The organism is Aureibaculum koreense, assembly GCF_034296135.1.
GTDB lineage: Bacteria > Bacteroidota > Bacteroidia > Flavobacteriales > Flavobacteriaceae > Aureibaculum.
The window spans coordinates 1-24,694 of record NZ_JAXKVV010000034.1; the positions used below are offsets into that span (position 1 = coordinate 1).

Sequence of the window (24,694 nt, forward strand, 5' to 3'; positions counted from 1 at the left end):
TTGCTTTGAGCATTCATAAGAGCCTTTAGTTCTGATTCACTCTCTTTAATGTGTAAGTCTATTTGTTTTGCCATAAGGCAATTTACAAATAATTGAGTAAATTAACAAGAGAAATGGTATTAGATGGGAAAAAACCGATCAATTGGACTTGGGCGTAGAGTTCGGTCTGTTCAATAATCGCTTGTTTGGTGAAGTTGTTTATTTCGAAAAGAAAACAAGTGATATTATCCTGCTTATACCAATACCGGCACAAACTGGGTTTTCATCTTGGAATAGCAATATTGCGGACGTTACCAATAAGGGTTGGGAAATCACTATTGGAGGAGATCTGATAAGGAGTAAAGATTTTAGATGGAATTCTACATTTAATATTTCTTTTGTTGACAATAACGTTGACGCTTTAAACGGCGGAGCTACCACTGACTTTGGAAGTGCTGGAATTATAGAAGGCCAGCCCATAGGTGTTATTGTTGGGTACGATGTAGTAACCATTGCCCTAACACAAGCCGAAATTGATGCCCTTAATGCAGCGGCACCAGATGGAAATTATTTTTCTGGACTGACACAACCTGGAGATTATATCTATAGGGATATTGATGGCGATGGTGAAATAACAAATGCTGATAGAGGGCCATTGGGAGACATTAACCCCGATTATTTTGGGGGATGGAACAACACACTTACCTATAAGAACTTTGATTTTGCATTAAATTTTAATTTTGTACAAGGCAATAAAAAAGAATGGGCACGTGGTGCAAATGAATTTGCTTTTGTAGATCCAAATAAAAACGTAACTACTGCTGTTTTTAATACCTGGACACCTGACAATACAGATGCCACTTACGCAAGAATAGGCTCTGCCACGCACGGTACATTTCCAGCAACAAGCAAAAATGTGGAAGATGGCTCCTATATTAAATTAAGATCAGCTTCATTAGGCTACAACCTACCAAAAAAATGGCTCAATAAATCTGGCATTGACAATCTGAGAATCTCCTTATCGGGCAATAATCTATTTGTCATAACCAATTATCCAGGTATAGACCCAGAGAGCGTAGATATTCAGAATGGTGGTAGTACTGTAGCTTTAACAAGAGATGGGGGATTCGCTTACCCACAAGCAAGAACCTTCACTCTGGGATTTAATCTAAGTTTATGAATACTAAAAAAATCATTATTATGAAAACCATAAAATATATAAATTCCATTTTAATCATACTTAGTTTGGTCGGTTTATTTTCATGTGAACTGGCACAAGATTTAGATGATTTCGAACCCCTATATGCGTTGGATGCTGATAAGGCTATAACCAATGAAGCTACTGCGGAACTGGCATTGGCAGGTGTGTACTCAGGATTTCGCCAACGTAGTGGTGGTTTAGGAAATCCTCAACTTTACTTTATTCCATCTATTATGAGTGGTACATTTGTTAATAACGTTATTTTTAACAACGGAACAGAATTCCAAGGATACGCTAGTAATATCCCTATCTCTTCAGGGGCAAGGACAAATCTCGGGGCTTACACACGCATGTACGATATTGTTAACAGAGCAAATTGGTTGATAGAAAAAGTGACGCCTCTTGCTGATGATAATTTTCCGACTTCTGGAAGAAAAGCGGAAATTATTGCAGAAACAAAAGCATTAAGGGCTACAGCCAATTTTTATTTATTACGCATTTGGGGGCAGTTTTACGATTTAGACTCCCAATTTGGTATTACACTAAGAACAGAACCTGCAAGATCAGCAGAAGCTTTTCCAAGAAATACAGTTGCAGAAGTGTATGATGCTATTATTGCTGATTTGGATGAAGCCATAGCATCTGCTCCAGATTTAAGAGCTAAATATTTTACCAATAAAACCTATGCTAAAGGGCTAAAAGCAAAAGTCCTATTGTATAAAGGAGCTTATGCTGAGGCAGCAACGTTAGCCAAAGAAGTTATTGACAACCCTGATAGTGACTTCGATTTGGCAACAACTTACGGTAGCATTTTTCTAGATCACACTACCCCAGACTTATTCAATAGTTCTGAAATTTTATTTGGATCAAAAGGAGAGCCACAGGCAGGCTTGGGAATTGGAAACTATACAGGAGCTTCAGTAAATCCTTCTTATGTTGATTTTGCCTCCGAAACAACTACGATTGGGAACCAAGAAATTATTCATGATGGCACAAGGATAGCTTCAACTATTTTTGATGCAGGATTCCCTCTCGGGCTTGATACTTATAAATATAAAACTAGTGATGCTGCTGACCAGTACGAAATGTTATACCATTTACGCATGTCAGAAATTTATTTAATTTTTGCTGAAGCACAAGCAAGGTCCACTAACAGTGTAACTACCGAAGCACTTGAGGCCTTAAATGCTGTACGTATCAGAGCAGGAGCAACAAATACAGGAGGAGACGGCTTTGTAACCTATCCCGAAACAATTACTTTACCCCAATTTTTAGAAGCCGTACGTATAGAAAAATATGTAGAGCTAGGAGCTGAAATGGGTGAAGAATGGTTTGATTTAGTTCGTTATCATTTTGTTGATGGTTTTGATGTTACAACTGTTAAAGCATCAGCTACAGACCCTAGTAAATATATACTGCCAATCGAGGCCTCAACCATTGAGGCTGGAGGTAATGTTGTTGCTCAAAATCCAGGATACTAAAGCTCTTGGAAAACATAAATGATGTCAGGTTTATTTCTGGCCTTTAATAAACTAAAAATATAACAAAGCAATGAAAATAATTAAAATATTGCCAATAGCGGCACTACTTTTTCTTAATTGTGAACAAAAGGAAAAACCGTTAGAAGCTAATCATTACAGAATTAATGGTAGCGTTACCGGATTGGAAAATGGGGAAATTTATTTAAGCAAATATCCTGATATGGATACCATTAAAGTTGAAAACGGAAGGTTTACAATTGAAAATAAATTAGAGGAACCTGTCGAACAAATTGCACTTCTTAAGGAGAGCAATGGAAATGGATCGGATAAAGAAACCTATTTGTCACTCTTTGTTGAACCTGAAATAATGGATTTAGAACTCATTTACTCTGATTTTTCTAAATCTAAAATCACGGGCTCTAAAACGCAAGATGATTATTATCGCTTAGCGGCAGTACAAAATCAAATTTCTGACAACTACAAAAAAGAACTAGATGCTTTTGAGGAAATATCAAAAAAATAAAGAGATGCTGCCGCTTCAGGAGCAAGTGAAGAAGAATTGGAAGTTATTAAATATGAGGATAATGATGCAAGAAACAAACTAGAACCCATGTGGAACGAACAACGAGAAGCAACTATAAAGTTTATAAAAGAAAATCCGAAATCTTACATAAGCATGTACAATTTATTGTTCCTTCTTGGTGATATGCAATATAATGAGGCCAAAGCATTTTATGACAATTTCGATTCAAAATATAGCGATACTAAATGGGCAAAAAAATTGTCAGAAGAAATTGAAAAATTGAAAAAGGGTGTGCCCGGTGCCATGGCAGGGGATTTCAATGCTACTGATATTAATGGTAACCCCATAAAATTAGCTGACTTTAAAGGAAATTATTTATTGATTGATTTTTGGGCGTCATGGTGCGTGCCATGTAGAAAGGGAAATCCGCACCTTATTAGTTTATATAAAAAATACAATCCTAAAGGACTAGAAATATTGGGCGTTTCGGATGATGACCGTAATCCGGATGCTTGGAGAAAAGCTATTAAAAAAGATAATATTGGAATTTGGCGTCATGTTTTAAGAGGACTGGAATATAAAGAAGGCACTCATGAACGTATAAATATTGATAAAGATATCAGTGAAGGCTATAATATTCATACACTACCTACTAAAATATTGATTAACCCTGAAGGAATGATTGTTGGACGTTATGGTGGAGGTGGTGGTACCGATGAAGATCTAGATCGCGATTTGGCTGAGATCTTTGAAAAATAGAGAGATAAAATATTTATTTGAATTAGTTTTAAAATCACCTCGGCACATGTGTAGCTGAGGTGATTTTATTAAATTCTTAACTTTAACCCAACTTTAACACCCCAATACAAAGGGTAAATCCTTATTTTTGCGTTTAAGTATTAAATATTACCACAATATGAAAAAATTATATATACTTTTTTTAGTAGTTTCCTTAACATCTTCAGTAATTCAAGCCCAAATTGTTGATCCCATAAAATGGTCAACTTCGGTTAAGAAAATATCAGATAGCGACTATGAATTGATAACTACGGCTACTATTGATTCAGGTTGGCACTTGTATTCGCAAACCGTACCGGAAGATGGACCAATTCCCACCACCTTTACTTTTAAAAGCGACGAAAGTTATGCCAAAAAGGGCAATACTAAAGAAGAGGAAGGCCATACCGTGCAAGATCCTGTTTTTGATATGGAGATTAAGTATTTTGAAAATAAAGCTACTTTTAAACAACGGGTTAAAATTTTAAAGCCTATAGATAAAATTATTGGTGAAGTAGAGTTCATGGTATGTGATGATACCCGATGTTTGCCACCTACAACCGTTGATTTAGAATTTAGTTTGAATTAAAATTTGTTTTTTTGATAGTAATCAACTCAACTTACGTCTTAGTTAAAAAAATAGTCCATAAATGTCAAAATACTTAGCAGCCCTACTCTTACTCGTAATTACTTCATTTTCAATACATTCACAAATATTAGATCCTGTAAAGTGGGAAACTTCGGTTGAAAAAAGCTCTGATACAGAATATACTTTAGTAGCAACTGCTACTATTGAACCGGGTTGGCATTTGTATTCGCAAGATGTACCTGAAGATGGCCCTATATCAACAACAATTACATTTTATACCAATGACGATTTTGAATTGATAGGCAATACTTCTGAAGATGATGGACATACTGAAGATGACCCATATTTTGATATGAAAATTAAATATTTTGATAATAAAGCAGAGTTCAAACAACGCATCAGAATATTAAATAAAGAACCTTCTCTTGTTAAAGGCGAGGTCGAATATATGGCTTGTAACGATACACAATGTACGCCACCTACCATAAAAGATTTAGTTTTTAATCTTAATAACGGTGCTACAAGTAACACAGGTAAAGTTGATGCAACAGCCGACTCTGAAATTGACAAAATAGAAAATGGAACGACTACTGGTACAACCACAAAAACTTCAAAAGAAGAATCTCAAAAAGGATTGTGGACTATCTTTTTTATAGCGTTTTTATCTGGCTTTGCCGCTTTATTGACCCCTTGTGTATTTCCAATGATTCCTATGACGGTCAGTTTTTTTACTAAACAAAGTAAAACCAGAGCCGCAGGAATTAGAAATGCTATTGTTTACGGAATTTCTATTATTGTTATTTATGTTGTTTTAGGACTCTTGGTTACTTGGATTTTTGGTCCATCGGCACTTAATGCATTAGCAACAAACGTTTGGTTTAATCTTATTTTCTTTTTATTACTGGTAATTTTTGCGGTTTCCTTTTTAGGAGCTTTTGAAATTACACTACCAAGTTCTTGGGGAACAAAAATAGACAACCAAGCTGACAGAGGTGGAATGATCGGCATCTTTTTTATGGCACTAGCGTTAGCTATCGTTTCTTTTTCATGTACAGGCCCAATAGTAGGCACATTATTGGTAGAAGCGGCTTCAAAAGGAGGACTTGCCCCAGTAATTGGAATGTTGGGCTTTTCTTTGGCCATTGCCCTGCCCTTTGCTCTTTTTGCAGCCTTTCCGGGGTGGCTGAATTCTCTACCAAAATCGGGTGGTTGGTTAAATACCGTTAAAGTGGTTTTAGGATTTTTGGAATTGGCATTGGCGTTTAAATTCTTATCGCAAGCGGATTTAGTATTACAACTACATTGGCTAGAACGCGAAGTGTTTTTAGCCATATGGATTGCCATATTTGGTACTATGGCGTTGTATTTATTCGGAAAAATAAAATTACCTCATGATTCGCCTCTAACCCATATCTCCGTAGGTAGATTGAGTTTAGGATTGTTAACTTTGGCTTTTACCATTTATATGATTCCTGGATTATGGGGAGCACCTTTAAATTTAATATCTGCCTTCCCACCTCCTCAACATTATAGTGAATCGCCATATGGTGTTGGAAATTCTGGAATGGGAGTAACAGTGCAAAATCATCAAAATGGTGGAGGTCATGACCATGATCATGACCATACCGATGAAGACTGTTTTATTCCTGGTTTACCCGATGGTGCCCATATGTTGCCACCACACAACATTATTGTCTTTCACGATTTTGAAATAGGTTTAGCGTATGCAAAAGAAGTGAACAAACCTGTTATGTTGGACTTCACAGGTTGGGCTTGTGTAAATTGCAGAAAAATGGAACAAAATGTGTGGCCTAAACCTGAAATTTTAAATAAACTTAAAAATGAAGTCGTATTGATTTCTTTATATGTTGACGATAAACGTCCTTTACCTGAAGGTGAGGAAGTGGAATCAAAATTAAGACCGGGAAAACAGTTAAAGTATATTGGTCAAAAATGGAGTGAATTCCAAACTATTCGATATAAAGCCAATACACAGCCGTTCTATGTATTAATAGACCACAATGAAGAAAACCTAAACGACCCTGTGGGCTATACTCCCAATGCCGACGAATACCTAAAATGGTTGGAAGATGGTATTGGAAAATTTAAAAAAGATTAAGAAATATTAAATTCAAAAACCGTTTCATTACGATACGTTTCATCTGGGTTCAATAAAGCCGATGGAAAATTGGGTTGATTAACCGCATCTGGATAAGCTTCAGCTTCAAAACAAATAGATGAATATTTTGAATATTTTGCGTTGTTTTTAAACTTCATGTCAGGCAACTGAACTGGTGTATAAATTACCAATGCGGGCTGGTTGGTAAATACTTTCATTTCAATGCCCGTTTTAGTGGATGATAAGGAAACCTTATAGGTATCATCATTAGTATCAAGCACAAAAATATCGTCCATGCCATTAAAATCACTTTTACCTATTTTAGATTTTGATTTAAAATCATAAGGTGTGTCTTTGGTATTTAATAATTTTCCAGTAACTAATAATTGTTCATCTAACTCAATAAATTTATCGCTTTTCAGCTCTAATTCGTGGTTTAAAACAGAACCGCATCCTTCCAAATTAAAATAAGCATGGTTGGTTAAATTTACGGGTGTAATTTTATCAGTGGTGGCTTTGTAAATAATCTTTAATTCATTATTTTCCGTAAGTTCATAAGTAACAGAAACCAGTAAATTCCCGGGATAACCTTCTTCCAAATGTTTGCTGAAATATGATAGGGTTACTGAAAATTCTTTAACCTTATCAATATTCCAGTATTTTTTATCAAACCCCTCTTTCCCTCCATGTAAATGCACTCCGCCCTCATTGTAAAGATTATAAACCTGATCATTTATTTTAAAACTTCCACCAGAAATTCTTCCTGCCCATCTCCCAATAGATGCCCCTAAATAATTGTAATCATCCAAATATTCTTTAGCAAAATAATCTTTCGGCTTGTCAAAACCGACTACCACATTCACTGGTTTTTTATCTTTATCAGGCACCATCAAACTCATTAAAGTTGCTCCTAAATTTGAAATTTGAGCTTCTAATCCGTTGTTATTTTTTATGCTTATTACTTGTGGTCGCTCGGCCATTTTAAAGTATTTATTTTTGACTATCAAAGATAAACTTAATTAAAACATCATCTTTGCTTTTTATTTCAATTTTTTTCCAATAGTTTTATCGCTCCAATTATTTATAGGCTATGCGTAAATTACTTATATCTTTTTTATTAATCTTAACTATGCTGAGTTCTTGCGGAGATAAAAAAAATGATTATAAGAGCATACATACAGGAGAAAAAGAATTTTTATCCACCAACGTAATTCCTGACGATCATTTCTTAGGAAGCGAATCTTGTATGGAATGCCATAAAGAAGAGTTTAAAGATTGGAAAGGTTCTGACCATGATAAAGCCATGGAACTCGCTACTAGAGAAACCGTTTTAGCTAAATTTGATGGCGAAACTTTTAAAAGTCAAGGTATCACCTCCCGTTTTTTTACAAAAGACAGTGCTTTTTATGTAAACACCGAAGGACCAGATGGTGGTTACCACGACTATAAGATAGTATATACTTTTGGTGTAAAACCTTTACAGCAATATTTGGTTCAATTCCCTGATGGAAGATACCAAGCCTTACGAACGGCTTGGGATGTGGAAAAAGAGAAATGGTTTGATTTATATCCTGACTTCAAGGTTGTCCATTCTGAATGGTTACATTGGTCCAGGGGAGGATTGAACTGGAACAATATGTGTGCTGATTGCCACTCTACCAATGTTCGTGAAAATTATAATGAAAACACAAAAAGTTATAATACGGAATATTCCATCATTAATGTAAGTTGTGAGGCTTGTCACGGCCCAGGAAAAGAGCATGTGGCAAAGGTTAAGGATTTAGGCACTGAATACTCTTCAAAAAATAGTAGTTTGCAAATGACAGCGAATTTATCTTCACAACAATTAGTAAATCAATGTGCCAGATGCCATATGCGTCGTGAACAATTTTCAGAGAATTTCAATTATGAAGGCACTTTGCTGGACCATTATTTTCCGCAACTTATTGAGTCACCCATTTATCACGCAGATGGTCAAATTTTAGATGAGGATTATGTGTATGGTTCTTTTATACAAAGTAAAATGTACCACAATGGTGTTTCTTGTAAAGATTGCCATAATTCACATTCTTTAAAATTAAAATTTGATGGCAACAAGCTCTGTATGCAGTGTCATGAGCCCCAAAAATATGATGTTGACGCTCATCATAAGCACGGGCTAAATTTAGAAGCATCACAATGTATCAATTGTCACATGACTGGTAAAACCTATATGGGCATTGATTATAGACGAGACCATAGTTTTAGAATACCCAGACCAGATCAAAGTATAAAGTACGATACGCCCAATGCTTGTGTGCAGTGCCATACCGATAAAACTAATGAATGGGCTTGGGAAGGATTTAAAAAACTGTACGGCGAACCCGACAGTATCCATTTTTCAGATTACCTCGCTCCAGGCATAGCTGGTGAACCCAACGCTCATCAAGGATTGTTTGAGTTGGTTCAGAATAAAAAACAATCAGATATTGCACGGGCTTCAGCTGTTGTCGCTTTACAAAATTACAATTTACAAGAACGGATTCAAGAATTTATGGCATTTTTAAATGACCAATCGCCTTTGGTTCGTGGGGCAGCAGTTGATGTGTTGAGCCAATCTAATGCCAATGATTTTTTGACCTATTTATTGCCACTTTTAAAAGATGCCAAAAGAACGGTTAGAGTGAAAGCTTTTTTTGCACTGGGTGATGTACCGGAAGCAAATATTCCAGATAATTACAAAGATGCCTATCAAAAAGTAGCCAAAGAGTTTGAGAGCTACTTGAAAATTAATGCTGATTTTAGTGGTGGACAAGCCAAAAAAGCTACTTATTACCAAAAAAAGGGTGATTTACAAAAGGCAAAATCAGCATATGAAAAAGCATTGGAAATTGATTCACAAAACAATATTGTTAGAAGTAATTTGGCCAATATTTATTATAATTTAGGGGAAACCGAAAAAGCTGAAAAAGCGTTCAGGGAAGTCATTAAACAAGAACCAGATTTCGGACTTACATATTACTCTTTAGGGTTGTTGCTAGCAGAATTAAATCGAGTAGATGACGCCATTGTCGAAATGGAAAAGGCATATAAATTACTGCCAGATAATGTGAGGATTATTTACAATTTGAGTCTGATGTACAACAAAACAAATAATCTAGAAGCAGCAGAAAAAACGTTGTTAGAAGGTATCAAACGCTATCCAAACAATGAAGATTTATTATATGCATTGGCGTTTCAATATATGAATCAAAAAGAGGAACAAAAAGCTTTGAAAATCGTTAACAGGTTAATTCAAATCAACCCAAACAATGCTAATTATCAAAATTTATTAAGAAATCTGAATGCAAATAGTCAGTAAAACTACCCCCCGATAATTATCTTTTTACTATAATTTTTGTTGTCTTTATTAATATTGTAGATATAAACACCCGATGCCAACGATGGCCATTTTTCAGAAATAGAAATTTCATGTTGCCCCGCTTCTAAATTTCCATCAAATAAAATCCCCGTTTGTTGCCCGATGATGTTATAAAGTGATATTTTGTAGTTACCTTCTTCGTTGTTACTAAAGCGAACCGAAACCTGATTTTGATCATAAATCGCAGTATGTTCAAACTTTTCCCTAATTAAATAATCGTGATTGGTTACCTCACTATTACAGTTAAAGCCAAGATCTAGTGCCGTATATGGTCTAGGTAAAGAATCGCTAATGGTACCTTGATCTATACATAACCACTCTTGCATAACCGTGCCATAAACATTTATAAAATCTTGCGTATAATTAAGATTACCTCCCCTAGTTAAACTTGTCATGCTTGGGTGCTCACCAATAAAGCCATTACCTTGTAATGCCGGACCAAAAAGCAGCATCGGTGCAGCAGTACCATGATCGGTTCCATTTGAACCATTTTCGCGTACACGCCTTCCAAATTCAGACATGGTCATTGTAAGTACATCTCTATCCCTTCCGCTTGGAGCCAGGTCCATATAAAAGGCCTGAACAGATTCTGAAATATCTGTCAACAATTCTTGATGCCTATCTGGTTGGTTGGCATGTGTATCAAATCCGTTAAGATTAACCATATACACACAGGTGCCCATTCCCGCTTTTACCGTTTTAGATATAATTGACAAGGCACGACCTAAATTTGAGTCTGGAAACTCAACAGTATTAGTTTGCGTAGCCGCCGCATCCTTAATTACACCCGAATACTTTAAGGTTGTATTTAATACTCCCCGTACATATTTTAATTGAGAACCTCGTGTACAATCTGGCACATCCGCCACATTATATAAACTACCTTCAGATGCAATTCTTTCCAATTGACGTGTATTAGCAATGGTAAAGGCATAATTGTCTTCTGTGCCTTTAAAAATCATGTCGCCTAAACCACCTATTTGTAAAGCTGGAGGAGCTTCTGGTAAATTCAGTAAGTAATCGGGATATAGATTTTCAAAATAGTTACCATAAACACCAGTTTCTACCAATTCATCATCGGTACCCTTAGAAAAATTATCCGTCCCCGTAAAATGTGATAAATTCATGTTTTCGTACCCTGTACCATGAACCACCTTCATACAACCACCTTGCCAAATAGCTTCCAATGAATCTTGTAGATAACTAGGGATACCAAATTCTGGTGATAATTTATAAATATCGGCCATTTCATGTCTGATGTTTGGTCTGTAATTGGCATAACTATCATAATCGTAAATAGGTACTATGGTATTTAAACCATCATTACCACCTTGTAACCTTATAATTAGCAATACTCTATCAGAGTTAGATTCACCCAATGCTTTTGTCAATGGTGTGGGTTGCCCATAGGCCATAGGAATTCCATTAATCATTAAGGTAGCTCCCGCCCCACCAAGACCTAACGTCTGTAAAAAGGAACGTCTGTTCCATTTTTTATGATCTTCGGTATTACACGTTGTATGATTTATTTTATCTGTACACATAGTTTTTATTTAATTTGATAGTCTGGAATGGATACGATATATTCAATAAGGTCACGTACTTGAAGGGTTGCTGCTTCAAAGCCCAAAGACCATATATTTTGTTCAAAATAATTAGAAGGCACCCTACTTTTAAATACATCAACACCATTGTCAAAATCGTCTTGGGTATAAGGTATTTCATTCATTAAGGCTTCAAAAATGGCAGTTGCTACTACTTCCGCATCAGTACTATTACCAGAAATGTCAATGGCAAATTGCCTAAATTGCTCTTGATCTTGATCCCAAGCCCATTGCAATACATCTTCATACAAATAGGCTGCTCTAAAAGTGATGGTTCCTGAATTTAACCAATCCCTATCACCGTCCCAACCAGCTACTGTAGGAGGATTTAAGATGTTTTGGTCAAAAAGCCATGAACTCATATTTTTTATTGATGCTTTATTGAGGTCGTAATCACCAAAATTAAATCCAGTAGTGGTCATAAATTGCACAATAAGGTCTAATGGACTTTTAATAATGACATTTTTGGCATATTCGTCAAAAAAGTGTGCACTTTTAAACAAAGTCTTAAGCACAGGAGCCAATTCAAAATTACCTGCAACAAACTGTGTAGCTAATGGGTTTATAATCAGTGTTCTAACATTGTCGTCAACCTCAGGACTCACAAAGGCTGTGTACATCCTTTCACAGACATAACGAGCTATTAATTCTGATTTTTGAGTAAATAAAATATCTATAACATCGTCATAGCCCCAATTGCCCGTTTGACCGAAAATGGTTTTTGGTTCGGCATCAAAATTATCTATAAGAAATTGTATTCTTGAATTTTCTCCATTAACGTATTCGTTATATCCCGTTAAGGCTCTAGAGGTTTCTACAATATCTTCTTCGGTATATCCATTACCTTCGCCTAATGTAAAAAGTTCATATAACTCTCTGGCATAGTTTTCATTAGGGCTGCCTACTACGCTGTCAAAACCATTTAAGAATTTTAACATGGCTTCATCTAAACCTATTTCACTAATAAAGGTCTTAAAATTTCCAAAGCTATTTCGCTGTAATGCTAAAAAGTACCTAAAAGCATAACCTGCAAAATTATATTCGTTAATTCTGGTTACTAAAATATTATGCCAAAAAAAAGTTAGTCTTCCGCGAACACCATTATCCAATAATTCCTTTATAAAAGTGTATTGGGTTTCTTCTTTGTAAGTATCATTTTGCTCTTCGTTGTAGGTTAGCCCGTTAGCAGGGTAATCAACTGGATCATGTATTGCCCAAGGTGGTGATACTGTTGGTGCTAAATTTATGGCCGCATCTATAATCTCATCAATGTAAACACCCGGACTTTTACTCAACGCATTGGCAATATCTGGAAACGCAATACCAAAACCCAAGCGGTTATGCAAGTGCCTTACCTTAGCGGCATCCCATGGATTTAGCGAACTAGGCACGTAAGGAGTTAGCGGTGCGGTATTACAAGATTGTAAGTAATTTGTTGTCATTTGGTTACCTTTTGTTATTTAATACACTTCTTTTTCCCTTAAAAAATAATTTACAGAAATACCTATAGTCTTATTTTTCCATGTATCGTTATCTGTATTCATTATATTAGTTAGACCGTGATAATAATTAATTCTAAATTTCACTCTCTTTTTAATCAGCAATCCAACGGCAGCATTAGCTCCAAAACTCAATCGTTTTACATCTGCATCACCCCCAATATCTAAAAAAACGGTTTCAGTATCATTTTTGGTAATAGCCCTGTTGTTAAAACCGACATTAAAACCCGCATCTACAAAAAATTGAAAATTTCTTCTGTTGAAATTGAGATAGTATCCTAAATTAAGAGGAACTTCAATAACATCAACTCCCCATTTTTCTTTTGAAGTGTTTATTCCCCTTCTGCTTACAGCATTAAATGACCTTCTATTAAAAGTTAAGCCTGTTCTTACAAATATTCTGTCATTAAGCTCTCTTTCGAACATATACCCTACAAAAAAACCTGTTCCCCTGCTGGGTTCCACAGATTCGCCCACATTAAATGTTGCATTGGTCGTGTTGATACCAACATCTAATCCGTGATAAAATTGACTATGGGAAATAGAAGATATTAATAATAAGAATGGAAAAATTCTTTTAAAAAGTAAGCATGCAAATCGTTCTCCCATATTTTATTTTAGGTCTAGTTAGTCAATAAATGAGGGAGATTACTAAAGAAGAACGTTGAATTATCAGTTTTAGTATAAGTAAGAATGTTTTAAATTTAGTGATAGTTAATACCGTTAATTGTTTCCTAATGAGAAAGTTGTTCATTTTTTTCATTGATAAAAAAACCCTTCGTCAAGCTCAGGATAAACCAAAAAAAAATCTAGGCTTACCAAGCCTTAAAACAACTAAAATTATTTTTTAGGATGGCAATGCCATAAGGCTTAATTTTACCACCTTTATAATAATTAATGGATTCATTAACACAAATTGTTTTGGGTGCTGCCGTTGGCGAAGCGGTTTTGGGTAAAAAGATTGGCAACAAAGCCATGCTGTATGGTGCCATTGCTGGAACAATACCTGATTTGGACATTATATCATCTTTATTTTTAGATACCGTTTCGGCGTTAAAATTTCATAGGGGATTTACACATTCCATTGTTTTTTCCGTAGTTTTTGCTCCCATTATGGCTTGGTTGGTTACCCGTTATGAGAAATATAAAAATGTTAAAAATTGGTCTTGGTTGTTTTTCTGGGTATTTATTACACATCCCATATTAGATGCCCATACCACTTGGGGTACACAATTATTTTGGCCATTGGATATTAGGTTGGCATTTAAAACTATTTTTGTCATTGATCCCTCATACACTGTGCCTTTTTTAGTTTTTCTGATTCTTGCCATGTTCCAAAAACGAACCTCTAAAAAAAGACGATTTTACAACAACATAGGGTTAATTATCAGTACGGCTTACCTCCTACTCACTTTCGTTTTTAAAGGTATCGCGTATAATAAGTTTGAAAATGCCCTTGAAAATCAAAAACTAGATTATACCGAATTGCAAACTAGACCTTCAGCATTAAATACGGTATTGTGGAGTGCCAATGTGAATACCAAAGATCATTTTTTAATCGGACATTACTCCTTTTTTGATAGTAAACCTATTTTCTTTCAGCCCTATCCTAAAAATCATGAATTGTTGGGAGAATTAAAAAACAATAAAAAAGTACAAGAAATGATTGGCATTTCCAAAGGTTGGTTTACCATTAGCGAAAAGGAAGGTAATTTATATTATAACGATTTACGCTTTGGGTTGTTAAGTTTTAAACCCGATGCTGAAAATTTTGTGTTTCAATATAGAATAGATTTAGATACCGACGGAAATGTTAACTTTGTAGAAGTACCCAAAGGGGCTATGGATGGTAAAGAAATACTGTCAGAACTTTGGGATCGTATTAAAGGCAACTAAAAAATGAATACAGACAATTGGGACTTAATAATAGATTCTCCGGGTAGAATAAACATTATAGGTGAACATACCGATTATAATAACGGTTTTGTATTGCCCACCGCTATTGACAAAAAAATTGAGTTTAAATTTAAAAAGAACGGCAGTAAAACCACCTGCAACATGCACAGTAAAAATTTTAATACCCTTTTTAGTTTTGAATTGGATGCTGTAGCTAAAAGTGACCAGCAATGGCAGAATTATATTCTGGGAGTTATTTATGAAATACAACAACTTTCAGATGGATTACAAGGTTTTGATTGTGAGTTTTTTAGTGACATTCCCGTTGGTTCTGGTGTGAGTTCATCAGCTGCATTAGAGTGTGGTATGGCATTTGGCTTAAATGAAATGTTTAAGTTAAATTTAGACAAATTAACCTTGGTGGAATTATCGCAACGTGCAGAACATAATTACGTGGGTACAAAATGTGGTATAATGGATCAATTTGCCTCAGTAATGAGTAAAAAAGACCATGTTATTTTATTGGACTGTCAATCATTGGATTATGAATATATTCCCATAAAAATTGAACCTTATAAAATATTGTTATTAAACACCAATGTTTCTCATAACTTGGCTTCGGGCGAATACAACATTCGTAGAAGCCAATGTGAACAAGGTGTGGCTATCATTAAAGAAAAATTTCCACAGGTAAACTCTTTACGTGATGTTTCTATAGAAATGTTAGAATCGTCTAAACCTGAAATACCGTCTGTTGTTTACAATAGGTGTTTGTATGTAGTAGAAGAAAAAGATCGTGTATTAAATTCGGTAAAAGCTTTAAAGAATAGAGAACTTTCAAAATTAGGTGATTATATGTACCAAACCCACGAAGGCCTGCAACATCTCTACGAAGTTAGTTGTCCGGAGTTGGATTTTTTAGTTGGCTTTTCTAAAAATAACGATACCGTTATTGGGGCCAGAATGATGGGTGGTGGCTTTGGAGGTTGTACAATAAATATTATTCACGAAGATGCTGTAGAAAGTTTTACTGAAGAAGTTTCGGAAGCATATTTTAATAAATTCAACATTAAACTAACCCCTTTTGAAGCCAATCCGAGCGTAGGCACAAAAACAGCATAAAAAAGGAATGATTATAGCCGACGTGGCCGCTTTTTTACCTTAGGCGTAAGCTATGGTTTTGGTAAAGGCGAAGCGATAACCTATTCGGGTGGGAGAAGATGGTCAAGGGGAGGCTTTCAGCCGACATATTATAGTTTAGTGGTAAACATTAAGGACGGAGGGGTCATTTCTGCACCCTACTCACTAAAAATTCGCTTTCAGATAATCGAACACGGCTAAGTGTTTCAAATTTGGCTTTGAAGTTTTGTTCAAGAGATTTTCTTCAACTTGGTGTTCTTTGGTCATTAATATCAGGTCAAGACTAATGAGCTAAAAGTATATTAATTTTGTCTAACGACTAAAAACAAACTTAACATTTTAATTTATACAATAAAAGAGGAAAAATCCTCTTTTTTATATTTCAAAATCCCAAGTTAGCAATAAGTTTAGTGAATTAGATTTTATAGAGCCATCTTTATACACTTCGACATCACTAGTATTTATGAGTCCCAAATTATTTCTTAACTCTATACCTAATTCATTTTTACCCGTAAGTTGAAATTTTGCACCTAACCCTATAGATACCCCAACATCTATTTTTTTTGACAATGAAGTAAAATCATCTTCATCATATCCTTCGGCACGTGACTTGTTGCTTAACAGATATCCTAAAAAGGGACCGCCATTTACATAGAATCCTGAAGTTTCATTGAATTTGTATTTGACAAGCATAGGCAAAACCAAATAATCATAATTGGTTTTAATTTCTATCTCACCAGTTGGCATTCCTTCGAAATCAACTATATTATTGCTTGTCTTTTTAATGGATTTACGTTCAAAATTTAAATTCGTTTTAAGTGAGAATTTTTCACTTAAAAAATACTCTAAAGAGACACCCGCTAAAAATCCGAAATCGGCATTAGTCTCATCAATCAATTCATTTCCTCTAAATTTTGAATAATTTGCTCCAGCATTGATTCCAATTCTCATTTCATTTTGAGAAAAGCTTGTAGTATTAATAAATAAACTAATGGTAAGGGCAGTCAGTATATATTTTTTCATATTGCTCATTTTATCATCCTATTAATTAGGTCTCTTATAATGTGGTCTTTTCGGTGAATATTAACATCAGTTTGCAAATTACTAATGATACGCTTGGTTATGTGCCAAGGCACCACCACATGTAGCACAATTGCCTGCCGTACCAGACCCACCAGCACAACCGTTACTACAGGTATAATGAAATACACCAGCTGCATTTTGGCTAGGTGCCGCAGCAGGAGGGTTAGCAAAAGGAGCTCCAGATGTTGGGGCAACGGTTGGTGCGGTATTCGCATTGCCATGATAAAGGGCATTATGTAGTAATGGAGACCCACAGTTTGTGCAATTACCAGCAGCACCGGAACCGCCAGCACAGCGTTTGCTACAGATATAATGCCATACACCACTTGCATTTTGAGGTGGCTCTATGGCAACTGGTTTAGGAGTTGTAGTTTTTGTGGGAAGTGTTTTTGTCTTGTCTTTACAGGCAGAAAAGAAAAGTATCATACTGAATAATATGAAGGCAAGGAGTTTAACGTGTTTCATTTGAATTTGCTTGATTGACTATTTTTTAACTATGAACTGGTTTAAAGCCTAAAAATAAGAATCTTTTTGGTGGATTTTATATTTTTTTTGGAGTAAATTTAAATTGCCCTAGCCCGTAGTGTGTTTTGGCACTTTGAAAAATAGAGAATGTCAGTTCGAGTGTTTTTTGTGCAATATAATGGAACAAAAAAAGTATCGAGAACCTTTGTGTAACTACACATTCTCTATTAAAAAATACTAACCCTATTTTAATCGCTTCTCGATACATTTTCTCCTGAGCTATCGCTCAAAAGAAAACACTCAAAGTGACGTTGTTCATTTTTAAAATACCCTAATCCACAACGGATTAATATATTATAAAAATTCAGTCACGCTTAGCAAAAGTTGTCCGGCTTTTCTAAAAACAGTATCTTTATAATTGTAGGCTGAAATATAGTACAATTTCAAATACTTGACTTTTCTACTTTTCCAATTTCCCTATTTTCATTTCCTTTTGCAATTCCAATATTTAAATCCCCCAGTTCCTGTCTAGCTTTTTCTACAACTTCCATGAGTTCGGAAACCTTTTCAGGATAATATTCAATGACATTGTACTGTTCACCAGGATCTCTCATCATATTATAGAGTTCAGGTTGCTCCACAATAGTTGTTATTCTTTGTCCATAGTGACCATCATTTCCGGGTTTTGTGTTATATGATCTGTAAGTATGCGGTAGCACCAACTTCCAATTTCCTTTTCGTACCCCATTTAGATTGTTTTTGCCGTGATAATACAAAATGGTTTCACGTGGGGTGGCTTCAACATCACCCTTAAAAAGTGAGGTAATATCAACACCATCAATTTTGTTATCATATAATTTACCATTTGTTATGGCGGCTAAGGTGGGCAATAAGTCAATAGCACAGGCTAATTTATTGTTAACCATGCCTTTTGGCGTATTATCTGGCCAACGAATAATAAAAGGAACCCGTTGTCCGCCTTCCCAACTGGTGGTTTTTCCTTCACGTAAACCCCCTGACGAACCAGCATGATTTCCAAAATTAAGCCAGGGTCCATTGTCTGTAGTAAAAATAACAATGGTATTTTTTGCGATATTATTTTTCTCTAAAGCCTTGTTTATTTCTCCTACTGACCAATCTATTTCCATCATCACATCACCATAAAGGCCTTGTTCACTTTTACCTCTAAACTTATCAGATACCCCGAGCGGAATATGCCCCATGGAGTGCGGTACATATAAAAAGAAGGGCGTATCCGCATTTCTGTTAATAAAATCAACCGCTTTTTCGGTATACAATGTTGTCAATTTATCCTGATCTTCTAGACTCGTAATGTTTTCTTTAATTTCATTTCCTTCTATTAAAGGAAGATCGGGATAATCACCTCCTTTATCGGATGGCCATCTTTCGCCTGTAACATTGCTATGTGGCCACATGTCATTAGAATAGGGTAAACCCACATACTCATCGAAACCATGTTGCAACGGAAGAAATTCTTTTTGCCAGCCTAAATGCCATTTCCCAAAACAAGCGGTGGCATAGCCTTGTTCTTTAAACATTTCGGCAATGGTTAATTCTGCCGTATTCATGCCAATGGTATCTTGTGGAAATAGAGCCCCTGAAAATCCAATTCTATTCGGGTAGCAACCTGTTAACAGACCGGCACGTGAAGCACTACATACGGGTTGAGCGGAGTAAAAATTCGTGAACTTCATACCTTGGCTTGCCATCTGATCTATATTAGGGGTTCGGAAACCCGTTGCACCATAACAACCTACATCGCCATACCCTTCGTCGTCAATAAATATAATAACTACATTGGGCTTTGTAGTGTGTATAGACTTTGCAGTATTCTGTTTTTCTTTAATTTGGTTACAGCTAACGAACAAAAATGTAATTAGTAATATTAAAGTAGTCAGTTTTTTCATTTTTTAATTACTTTTAGGATTCATGTTCTTTTTTAATCGTAGCTAATTCGGTCTCTAATGGTGCCGTCTTCTCTATGGATAATGACATCAGCTTTGTATTTTTTGGCCAGGCTTTTGGCTTTTCTAATGGCGGTATCTTGGTAATTGTGTTTGGAAGTGATGCGTTTGTTCCCTTCGCGACGTACTACCCAACGGTCTTCATACGGAACCACATGTTGGTGCCAAGTTCTTTTTCTTTTATTTGAACTTTTTAAAAAAAGATCAACAAATTGAGTGATAAGGTCTAGCCAGAAACTGGATTTGGATTTATTAGGCATTATATTGTTGTTATTCCTGTGCCTAAGATAGTATTTTTTTAAAATACGTAATCAGATAAATAATCATCTGATTGCAGGGTATTTGTGTTTAAAAGGAAACTAAAACAGCTTAAAATTAATCCTATTTAACAATTTATTCTCGTAGTGGATGTAAATTTAACTTGTTTATCACTATTGTGCGGTTAGAATTATACTACTAAACAAATGCACTATAGCCCGTAATTGCCCTTCCTACAATTAAGGTGTTAATTTCTTTAGTACCTTCATAAGAATAAATGGCTTCAGCATCTGCCACAAAACGGGCCACATCATATTCCAATAAAATACCATTACCGCCCATTACTTCGCGAGCTCTGCTTACCACATCCCTTGTACGCATAGAACAAAATACTTTGGCGAGTGAAGCATGTTCATCCGTCAACAACCCTTGATCTTGCAATTCAGAAAGGCGATAAACCATGGCCTTCATGGCGGTTAAATTGGCTAGCATTTCCACCAAATGATTTTGTATCAACTGAAATTTTGCAATGGGTTTTCCAAATTGCTCTCGCTTCTTAGTATATTTCAACGCACTTTCGTAAGCACCTCTGGCACAACCCAATGCTTGCCAAGCCACTCCAGCTCTTGTCATCCGTAAAACCTTGGCAGTATCTCTAAACGAATTTGCTTTTTGTAAACGATCACTTTCTGGTATTTTACAATCGGTGATGGTAATCAATGCATTTTGTACAGTCCGCAACGCCATTTTGTCTTCAATTTTTTCTGCTTTATAACCAGGATTACCTTTTCGAACTAAAAAACCTTTGGCTTGATTGTCATCTACATCTTTAGCCCAGATAATAATTACATCTGCAAACGTGGCATTGCCAATCCATTTTTTTTGTCCGTTTAAAATCCATTCATCCCCTACCCTTTTACAAGTAGTTTCCATACCTCCCGCAACGCCACTGCCTACATTCGGCTCTGTTAATCCAAACGCACCAATGGCCTCCATTTTTTGCATTTTAGGCAACCATTCTTGTTTTTGTTCCTCGCTGCCGCAGAGGTAAATAGACCCCATAGCGAGACCACTATGAACGCCAAAAAAAGTGGAAATAGAAACATCTACACGGGCAATTTCCTCCGCAATAATACCTTCCATAATAAATGGTAATGCGGGGCAACCATAACCTTCATAGGCTACTCCGCTAATATTCAGTTTTGCCAATTTAGGAATGATTTCCATAGGAAATTCTGCCCTATTCCAGTAATAATTGGCAATGGGTTCTATTTCTGTCTCCATAAAATTACGAACCTTCATTTGAATTTCGCGTTGCTCTTGTGTGAGCTTTAAATCATAATCATAAAAATCACCGTCTATAGGTGGTAATTTATGTTGTCCTTTTTTTGCTTTTTCTGTCAACATTTTAGTCAAACCTTTCAATTGTGCATCGTCTAATTCACCTACAGATTTCATTATTTTTGGCAAATCTATTTTTTCTGAAATCTTACCCAATTCATTAAAATCTATATTTTTCATCAGATGGGTAATTTGCTTCATTTTTTTGAAAAGTTCCATATCTTATATATTAATTTACCTGTAAATTTAAGTTTTTAATGTATTTGAATGTGATTGTTGGATAGATAATTATAAATTTTTCACATAGAGAATTTATAATTCAGACCAGTCCGATATTTTATAAGATGCTGTTTTTGGAAAGAATTAAAACTTATCTGTTAATTTGGATTATTTTTTATAAAAAATTCCAAGAAATTCTTTTGAATAGCTTCGTTGATATTAGTATCATCTAGCTGATTTAATGGCGTACCAAAATAATGCCCCATCAAACCCTGATACTTACCATCAATACCGTCTAAAAACTGCTGTAATTCTGAGACATTACATGCTAAATTATAAGTTTCTTCAATCACAATGGGTACATTACCTTGATTATTCAACACTTGATTAATGGTTTTGTCCACTTCCCCAGATTTAGGATATAAGTGTGTACTTAGATAATCTAAATCCGTTGCAAATTGGTTGAAATTCCCAATAAATAAAAACCCAATCGTAATAGGTGTTTTACTGTCCTTTGCCCGAATAGCCTGTGTTAATGTTGCCATCCATGCCTTCATAGTTGGAGCAGCTTCATTTCTTGGTGTTCGTGTTATGTTTTGAACAAAATGATAACCTCCAAAACCATCGCCTGGCAACCATTCGCAATTGTCTGTGCCATCACAGCCTACAGAAACCACGGGTTCATTCATTAGGTTATAGGCAAATACGGCAGGGCTACCTCCTATTTTTTCTGCAACATTTTGCCAAAACAACGCTTGGGTATTCCAACGTTCCTCATCAGTTAGGTTATTATAAAATGATGGTTGGTCACTTTTTCTATAGGCGGCTAAGCCCGTTACATCTAAATAAATATTGTTTACTTCTGCAAAATCAACTAAGGCTTTTAATCGGTTTAAAGCGTCGGGATTAGGCGTGTTTGCGTCCAACATAAATTGATGGTATTGCAAATGAATACGAATAATATTCGCTCCAATTGCTTTCATCTCTAAAAAGTCTTCTTGAATGGTTTTCCAAACATTGTCGTTTGCCCAATTATCCTCCAATAACCCAACGCCATTTGCTTGGTTTGTGTAATTAAATCCCCAAGGAAAAAACGTTTTCCCTTCTGCATCTACAAACTTTTTACCTTCAACGCTTATTTTGGTAATTGAAGTTTCTGGGGTTTTAGGAGTATCGTCATTATTGCTACAAGAAACCAGAACGATTGATACAAACAAATAAAGGAGCTTAGTATATTTCATAACGCTAGTTTTTAAAGATTAAAACTGTTATAATATATGGTTAGTTTGTCTATAAAGCCAAGTTGTATTGCTAAGCCGTTGTAACAAATATAGTGAATTTGAATTTAGGCCACCTTTACCAACGCTGTAGTGAATAAAAGTGTTACTCCCACTGGTCGTGATACCCAATAGGGAATCCCGGAGCAAACATGAAAACAACAACATGCTTTGCATGTCTGTTTTTTGTTTTCCAATCACTTACGAAAGTAAACTTTCGACGTTTTTGGAAAACAAAAAACCCACAACATCCGTTATGGGTTTCCTTTTGCGGAGAAAGAGGAACTATCCTTTTTTCTGTAATGCTTTAGTATTCACCCAAATAGTTATTAACAAAATCAACAGGTAACCGAATAGGTATCTTTTATTTTACCAAACTTTGTTTCTAATTTCGCTGGTAAAATTAAGTTATGGGTTTAATATGTGCAAGAAATTGAAGATAAAGTTGCCGTCGATTTATTAATAACACTAACTCTTTTCGAATCATAGGTTAACTGTAAATTTGACTATTTTTTCGTTCAGTTAAAAAACAAGTTCGGACTTCCCTTAACGGATTTGGTCAAATTTTCAGATTTACTTACCTCTGTATAATTGTTGACTTAATCCCTGTAGACGAAAATTAATTTCTTTCATGAGTATTTATAAATCTAACGTGTTAATAAAATATATATGGATATAGGGTAATGCAACAAAATAAGTATAATGTTGCCTATTGTTTTTAGTGCAAATGCAACCTAACTTTATTAGGAATTTAGGAGGCAAATTTTACTTTTTTCGTGTTCTTTTTTGTAAATTAAAGGATGAAAAAAGATAGGCGTTATAACAACCATTATGATCATAAAATGAAACAATATGAGAAATTGTTTTTAATGCCAATTTTGATAGTTAAGGAACTTGTATTGCTAATTATTAAATTCTTAAAAAGGCTTTGATTATTTTTTAAACTTATTCAAATAAAAATTAACACCCCATCTGTACAAATTCAATAAAGACAATCTATAATTTCGATTTCTATAGGTAACCTCAACATTTGAAAGTTCTTCTTTTAATAATTGCATGTTTTTGATAAATGTTTTTTTATCCATTTGTGAGAACATTGTTTTGATAACTGCCGGATTTGTTTTTTTAAAATCCATTTAGACATAGTTTTTTATTAATAAAGCTTAGGCGACCGAAACGAGGAAGCAATAGTATGTAGCAAACCCCTTTGCTTTACTATTGCGATGCGTAAATTGCCTAATGGTTTATTACTGGATGGAACAGGTTAACAGGTTGAGCGAAGCGAACCACTATAAAGGCGAAGCCGCCGGCGAGTGCCAAAACCGACACACAAAGTGATTTAGATTTAAAAATTGTGTGCCACAAATAGACTTTTTTGGCGATTTTATTGCGTAATACGCTTATTTTTAGAAAGGCTTTTTCTGCCTTTATAAAAATACGTGTTTTACTCGCCAGGTAAACCTTGTCATCTATGTTGGCATATCTATTATTTCCTATGGGACTACTATATAAAATACCAACATAGATTTCGAGGTTTAAAAGCTCTTTGCCCGATCAAGTATTGAGGGCAATGTGCTTTATGGATGGCAATAAAAGTGACAAAACAGTATATGCAGTAGGTTTTGGCAAATGCAGGCGAGCCCAATTAAATAGCGGTTACACCCAACCCACAAATCGTGCGTTAGCACACCTTAAAGGGTTTGGATGTAAGAGTAGCTATGGGTGAATACGAAACATTATACCATTTCTGATTTAAAAATACTCAAAAAATGTTTTAGTGTATAATTGATAACTGGTGATAGATTTTATAAGTTCAGGAGTTAGTTGGTTTACCATCTCAGTAATTTTATCTTGTAGC

Annotated in this window: 20 protein-coding genes; 9 read left to right on the forward strand and 11 right to left on the reverse strand. The window is 35.2% G+C overall.

The features are described 5' to 3' along the window. The first annotated feature begins 148 nt into the window (after nucleotides 1-148). From UMM65_RS16990 to UMM65_RS17015, 6 genes are all read left to right on the forward strand, one after another. Entirely contained in the window at nucleotides 149-1,159 is a 1,011-nt protein-coding gene (locus tag UMM65_RS16990; RefSeq protein ID WP_321978290.1) for a SusC/RagA family TonB-linked outer membrane protein, read from the forward strand. Nucleotides 1,160-1,179: 20 nt separating this feature from the next. Further along, nucleotides 1,180-2,661 carry a RagB/SusD family nutrient uptake outer membrane protein gene (locus UMM65_RS16995; protein ID WP_321978292.1) on the forward strand — a complete coding sequence of 494 codons (1,482 nt, stop codon included), beginning with the start codon at nucleotides 1,180-1,182 and terminating at the stop codon, nucleotides 2,659-2,661. Nucleotides 2,662-2,731: 70 nt separating this feature from the next. Then, nucleotides 2,732-3,184: a DUF4369 domain-containing protein gene (locus UMM65_RS17000; RefSeq protein WP_321978294.1), complete on the forward strand. Its 453-nt coding sequence runs from the start codon at nucleotides 2,732-2,734 to the stop codon at nucleotides 3,182-3,184. A gap of 36 nt (nucleotides 3,185-3,220) precedes the next feature. Beyond that, the gene (locus UMM65_RS17005) at nucleotides 3,221-3,943 is read left to right on the forward strand and encodes a TlpA family protein disulfide reductase (protein ID WP_321978296.1); all 723 of its coding nucleotides are present in this window, start codon (nucleotides 3,221-3,223) and stop codon (nucleotides 3,941-3,943) included. 157 nt (nucleotides 3,944-4,100) lie between these two features. Further along, nucleotides 4,101-4,550: a protein-disulfide reductase DsbD domain-containing protein gene (locus UMM65_RS17010; RefSeq protein WP_321978298.1), complete on the forward strand. Its 450-nt coding sequence runs from the start codon at nucleotides 4,101-4,103 to the stop codon at nucleotides 4,548-4,550. A 61-nt stretch (nucleotides 4,551-4,611) separates the two neighbouring features. Then, on the forward strand, nucleotides 4,612-6,669 hold the full coding sequence (locus tag UMM65_RS17015) for a protein-disulfide reductase DsbD family protein (protein ID WP_321978299.1): 2,058 nt from the start codon (nucleotides 4,612-4,614) through the stop codon (nucleotides 6,667-6,669). On the opposite strand, the gene UMM65_RS17020 is transcribed toward UMM65_RS17015, so the two are convergent. After that, nucleotides 6,666-7,649: an aldose epimerase family protein gene (locus UMM65_RS17020; protein WP_321978300.1), complete on the reverse strand. Its 984-nt coding sequence runs from the start codon at nucleotides 7,647-7,649 to the stop codon at nucleotides 6,666-6,668. The two genes, UMM65_RS17015 and UMM65_RS17020, sit on opposite strands and share 4 nt — an antisense overlap. A 110-nt stretch (nucleotides 7,650-7,759) precedes the next feature. Between UMM65_RS17020 and UMM65_RS17025 the strand changes: the two genes are divergently transcribed. Continuing rightward, nucleotides 7,760-10,009 carry a tetratricopeptide repeat protein gene (locus UMM65_RS17025; RefSeq protein ID WP_321978301.1) on the forward strand — a complete coding sequence of 750 codons (2,250 nt, stop codon included), beginning with the start codon at nucleotides 7,760-7,762 and terminating at the stop codon, nucleotides 10,007-10,009. A 2-nt stretch (nucleotides 10,010-10,011) separates the two neighbouring features. Here UMM65_RS17025 and UMM65_RS17030 read toward each other — a convergent pair whose 3' ends face one another. The 3 genes from UMM65_RS17030 to UMM65_RS17040 are packed head-to-tail and all read right to left on the reverse strand — an operon-like array spanning nucleotide 10,012 to nucleotide 13,781. Then, the gene (locus UMM65_RS17030; protein WP_321978303.1) at nucleotides 10,012-11,613 is read right to left on the reverse strand and encodes a DUF1501 domain-containing protein; all 1,602 of its coding nucleotides are present in this window, start codon (nucleotides 11,611-11,613) and stop codon (nucleotides 10,012-10,014) included. Nucleotides 11,614-11,618: 5 nt separating this feature from the next. Further along, nucleotides 11,619-13,115 carry a DUF1800 domain-containing protein gene (locus tag UMM65_RS17035; RefSeq protein WP_321978305.1) on the reverse strand — a complete coding sequence of 499 codons (1,497 nt, stop codon included), beginning with the start codon at nucleotides 13,113-13,115 and terminating at the stop codon, nucleotides 11,619-11,621. 18 nt (nucleotides 13,116-13,133) lie between these two features. Beyond that, entirely contained in the window at nucleotides 13,134-13,781 is a 648-nt protein-coding gene (locus UMM65_RS17040) for a porin family protein (protein WP_321978307.1), read from the reverse strand. 288 nt (nucleotides 13,782-14,069) lie between these two features. Between UMM65_RS17040 and UMM65_RS17045 the strand changes: the two genes are divergently transcribed. After that, nucleotides 14,070-15,068 (forward strand): metal-dependent hydrolase, encoded by a 999-nt coding sequence (locus UMM65_RS17045; protein ID WP_321978310.1) that lies wholly within the window; start codon nucleotides 14,070-14,072, stop codon nucleotides 15,066-15,068. Between the two features lie 3 nt (nucleotides 15,069-15,071). After that, the gene (galK, locus tag UMM65_RS17050; protein ID WP_321978312.1) at nucleotides 15,072-16,190 is read left to right on the forward strand and encodes a galactokinase; all 1,119 of its coding nucleotides are present in this window, start codon (nucleotides 15,072-15,074) and stop codon (nucleotides 16,188-16,190) included. A gap of 393 nt (nucleotides 16,191-16,583) precedes the next feature. Here the strand turns inward: galK and UMM65_RS17055 are convergent, their stop codons facing one another. From UMM65_RS17055 to UMM65_RS17085, 7 genes are all read right to left on the reverse strand, one after another. Then, nucleotides 16,584-17,231, reverse strand: coding sequence for a porin family protein (locus tag UMM65_RS17055; protein ID WP_321978314.1), 648 nt, complete (start codon nucleotides 17,229-17,231; stop codon nucleotides 16,584-16,586). An 81-nt stretch (nucleotides 17,232-17,312) separates the two neighbouring features. Beyond that, nucleotides 17,313-17,756: a hypothetical protein gene (locus UMM65_RS17060; protein WP_321978316.1), complete on the reverse strand. Its 444-nt coding sequence runs from the start codon at nucleotides 17,754-17,756 to the stop codon at nucleotides 17,313-17,315. Nucleotides 17,757-18,199: 443 nt separating this feature from the next. Continuing rightward, complete coding sequence (locus tag UMM65_RS17065; protein WP_321978318.1) at nucleotides 18,200-19,684, reverse strand: sulfatase family protein; 1,485 nt, start codon at nucleotides 19,682-19,684, stop codon at nucleotides 18,200-18,202. Nucleotides 19,685-19,716: 32 nt separating this feature from the next. Next, nucleotides 19,717-20,001, reverse strand: a complete 285-nt coding sequence (locus UMM65_RS17070; protein WP_321978319.1) for a DUF2188 domain-containing protein — start codon at nucleotides 19,999-20,001, stop codon at nucleotides 19,717-19,719. A gap of 196 nt (nucleotides 20,002-20,197) precedes the next feature. Then, nucleotides 20,198-21,559: an acyl-CoA dehydrogenase family protein gene (locus UMM65_RS17075; RefSeq protein ID WP_321978320.1), complete on the reverse strand. Its 1,362-nt coding sequence runs from the start codon at nucleotides 21,557-21,559 to the stop codon at nucleotides 20,198-20,200. 158 nt (nucleotides 21,560-21,717) lie between these two features. Next, complete coding sequence (locus UMM65_RS17080; protein WP_321978321.1) at nucleotides 21,718-22,800, reverse strand: glycoside hydrolase 5 family protein; 1,083 nt, start codon at nucleotides 22,798-22,800, stop codon at nucleotides 21,718-21,720. Nucleotides 22,801-23,768: 968 nt separating this feature from the next. Then, the gene (locus UMM65_RS17085; protein ID WP_321978322.1) at nucleotides 23,769-23,972 is read right to left on the reverse strand and encodes a hypothetical protein; all 204 of its coding nucleotides are present in this window, start codon (nucleotides 23,970-23,972) and stop codon (nucleotides 23,769-23,771) included. Nucleotides 23,973-24,694 lie beyond the last annotated feature (722 nt).

Bases quoted from the DNA above. Each gene is read 5' to 3' on its own strand.
- UMM65_RS17055 (WP_321978314.1), bottom strand. From the start codon at position 17,231: ATGAAAAAATATATACTGACTGCCCTTACCATTAGTTTATTTATTAAT.
- UMM65_RS17025 (WP_321978301.1), top strand. From the start codon at position 7,760: ATGCGTAAATTACTTATATCTTTTTTATTAATCTTAACTATGCTGAGT.
- UMM65_RS17010 (WP_321978298.1), top strand. From the start codon at position 4,101: ATGAAAAAATTATATATACTTTTTTTAGTAGTTTCCTTAACATCTTCA.
- UMM65_RS17030 (WP_321978303.1), bottom strand. From the start codon at position 11,613: ATGTGTACAGATAAAATAAATCATACAACGTGTAATACCGAAGATCAT.
- UMM65_RS17085 (WP_321978322.1), bottom strand. From the start codon at position 23,972: ATGGATTTTAAAAAAACAAATCCGGCAGTTATCAAAACAATGTTCTCA.
- UMM65_RS17015 (WP_321978299.1), top strand. From the start codon at position 4,612: ATGTCAAAATACTTAGCAGCCCTACTCTTACTCGTAATTACTTCATTT.
- UMM65_RS17080 (WP_321978321.1), bottom strand. From the start codon at position 22,800: ATGAAATATACTAAGCTCCTTTATTTGTTTGTATCAATCGTTCTGGTT.
- UMM65_RS17000 (WP_321978294.1), top strand. From the start codon at position 2,732: ATGAAAATAATTAAAATATTGCCAATAGCGGCACTACTTTTTCTTAAT.
- UMM65_RS17075 (WP_321978320.1), bottom strand. From the start codon at position 21,559: ATGGAACTTTTCAAAAAAATGAAGCAAATTACCCATCTGATGAAAAAT.
- galK (WP_321978312.1), top strand. From the start codon at position 15,072: ATGAATACAGACAATTGGGACTTAATAATAGATTCTCCGGGTAGAATA.
- UMM65_RS16995 (WP_321978292.1), top strand. From the start codon at position 1,180: ATGAAAACCATAAAATATATAAATTCCATTTTAATCATACTTAGTTTG.
- UMM65_RS17065 (WP_321978318.1), bottom strand. From the start codon at position 19,684: ATGAAAAAACTGACTACTTTAATATTACTAATTACATTTTTGTTCGTT.
- UMM65_RS17060 (WP_321978316.1), bottom strand. From the start codon at position 17,756: ATGAAACACGTTAAACTCCTTGCCTTCATATTATTCAGTATGATACTT.
- UMM65_RS17035 (WP_321978305.1), bottom strand. From the start codon at position 13,115: ATGACAACAAATTACTTACAATCTTGTAATACCGCACCGCTAACTCCT.
- UMM65_RS17020 (WP_321978300.1), bottom strand. From the start codon at position 7,649: ATGGCCGAGCGACCACAAGTAATAAGCATAAAAAATAACAACGGATTA.
- UMM65_RS17040 (WP_321978307.1), bottom strand. From the start codon at position 13,781: ATGGGAGAACGATTTGCATGCTTACTTTTTAAAAGAATTTTTCCATTC.
- UMM65_RS17070 (WP_321978319.1), bottom strand. From the start codon at position 20,001: ATGCCTAATAAATCCAAATCCAGTTTCTGGCTAGACCTTATCACTCAA.
- UMM65_RS17045 (WP_321978310.1), top strand. From the start codon at position 14,070: ATGGATTCATTAACACAAATTGTTTTGGGTGCTGCCGTTGGCGAAGCG.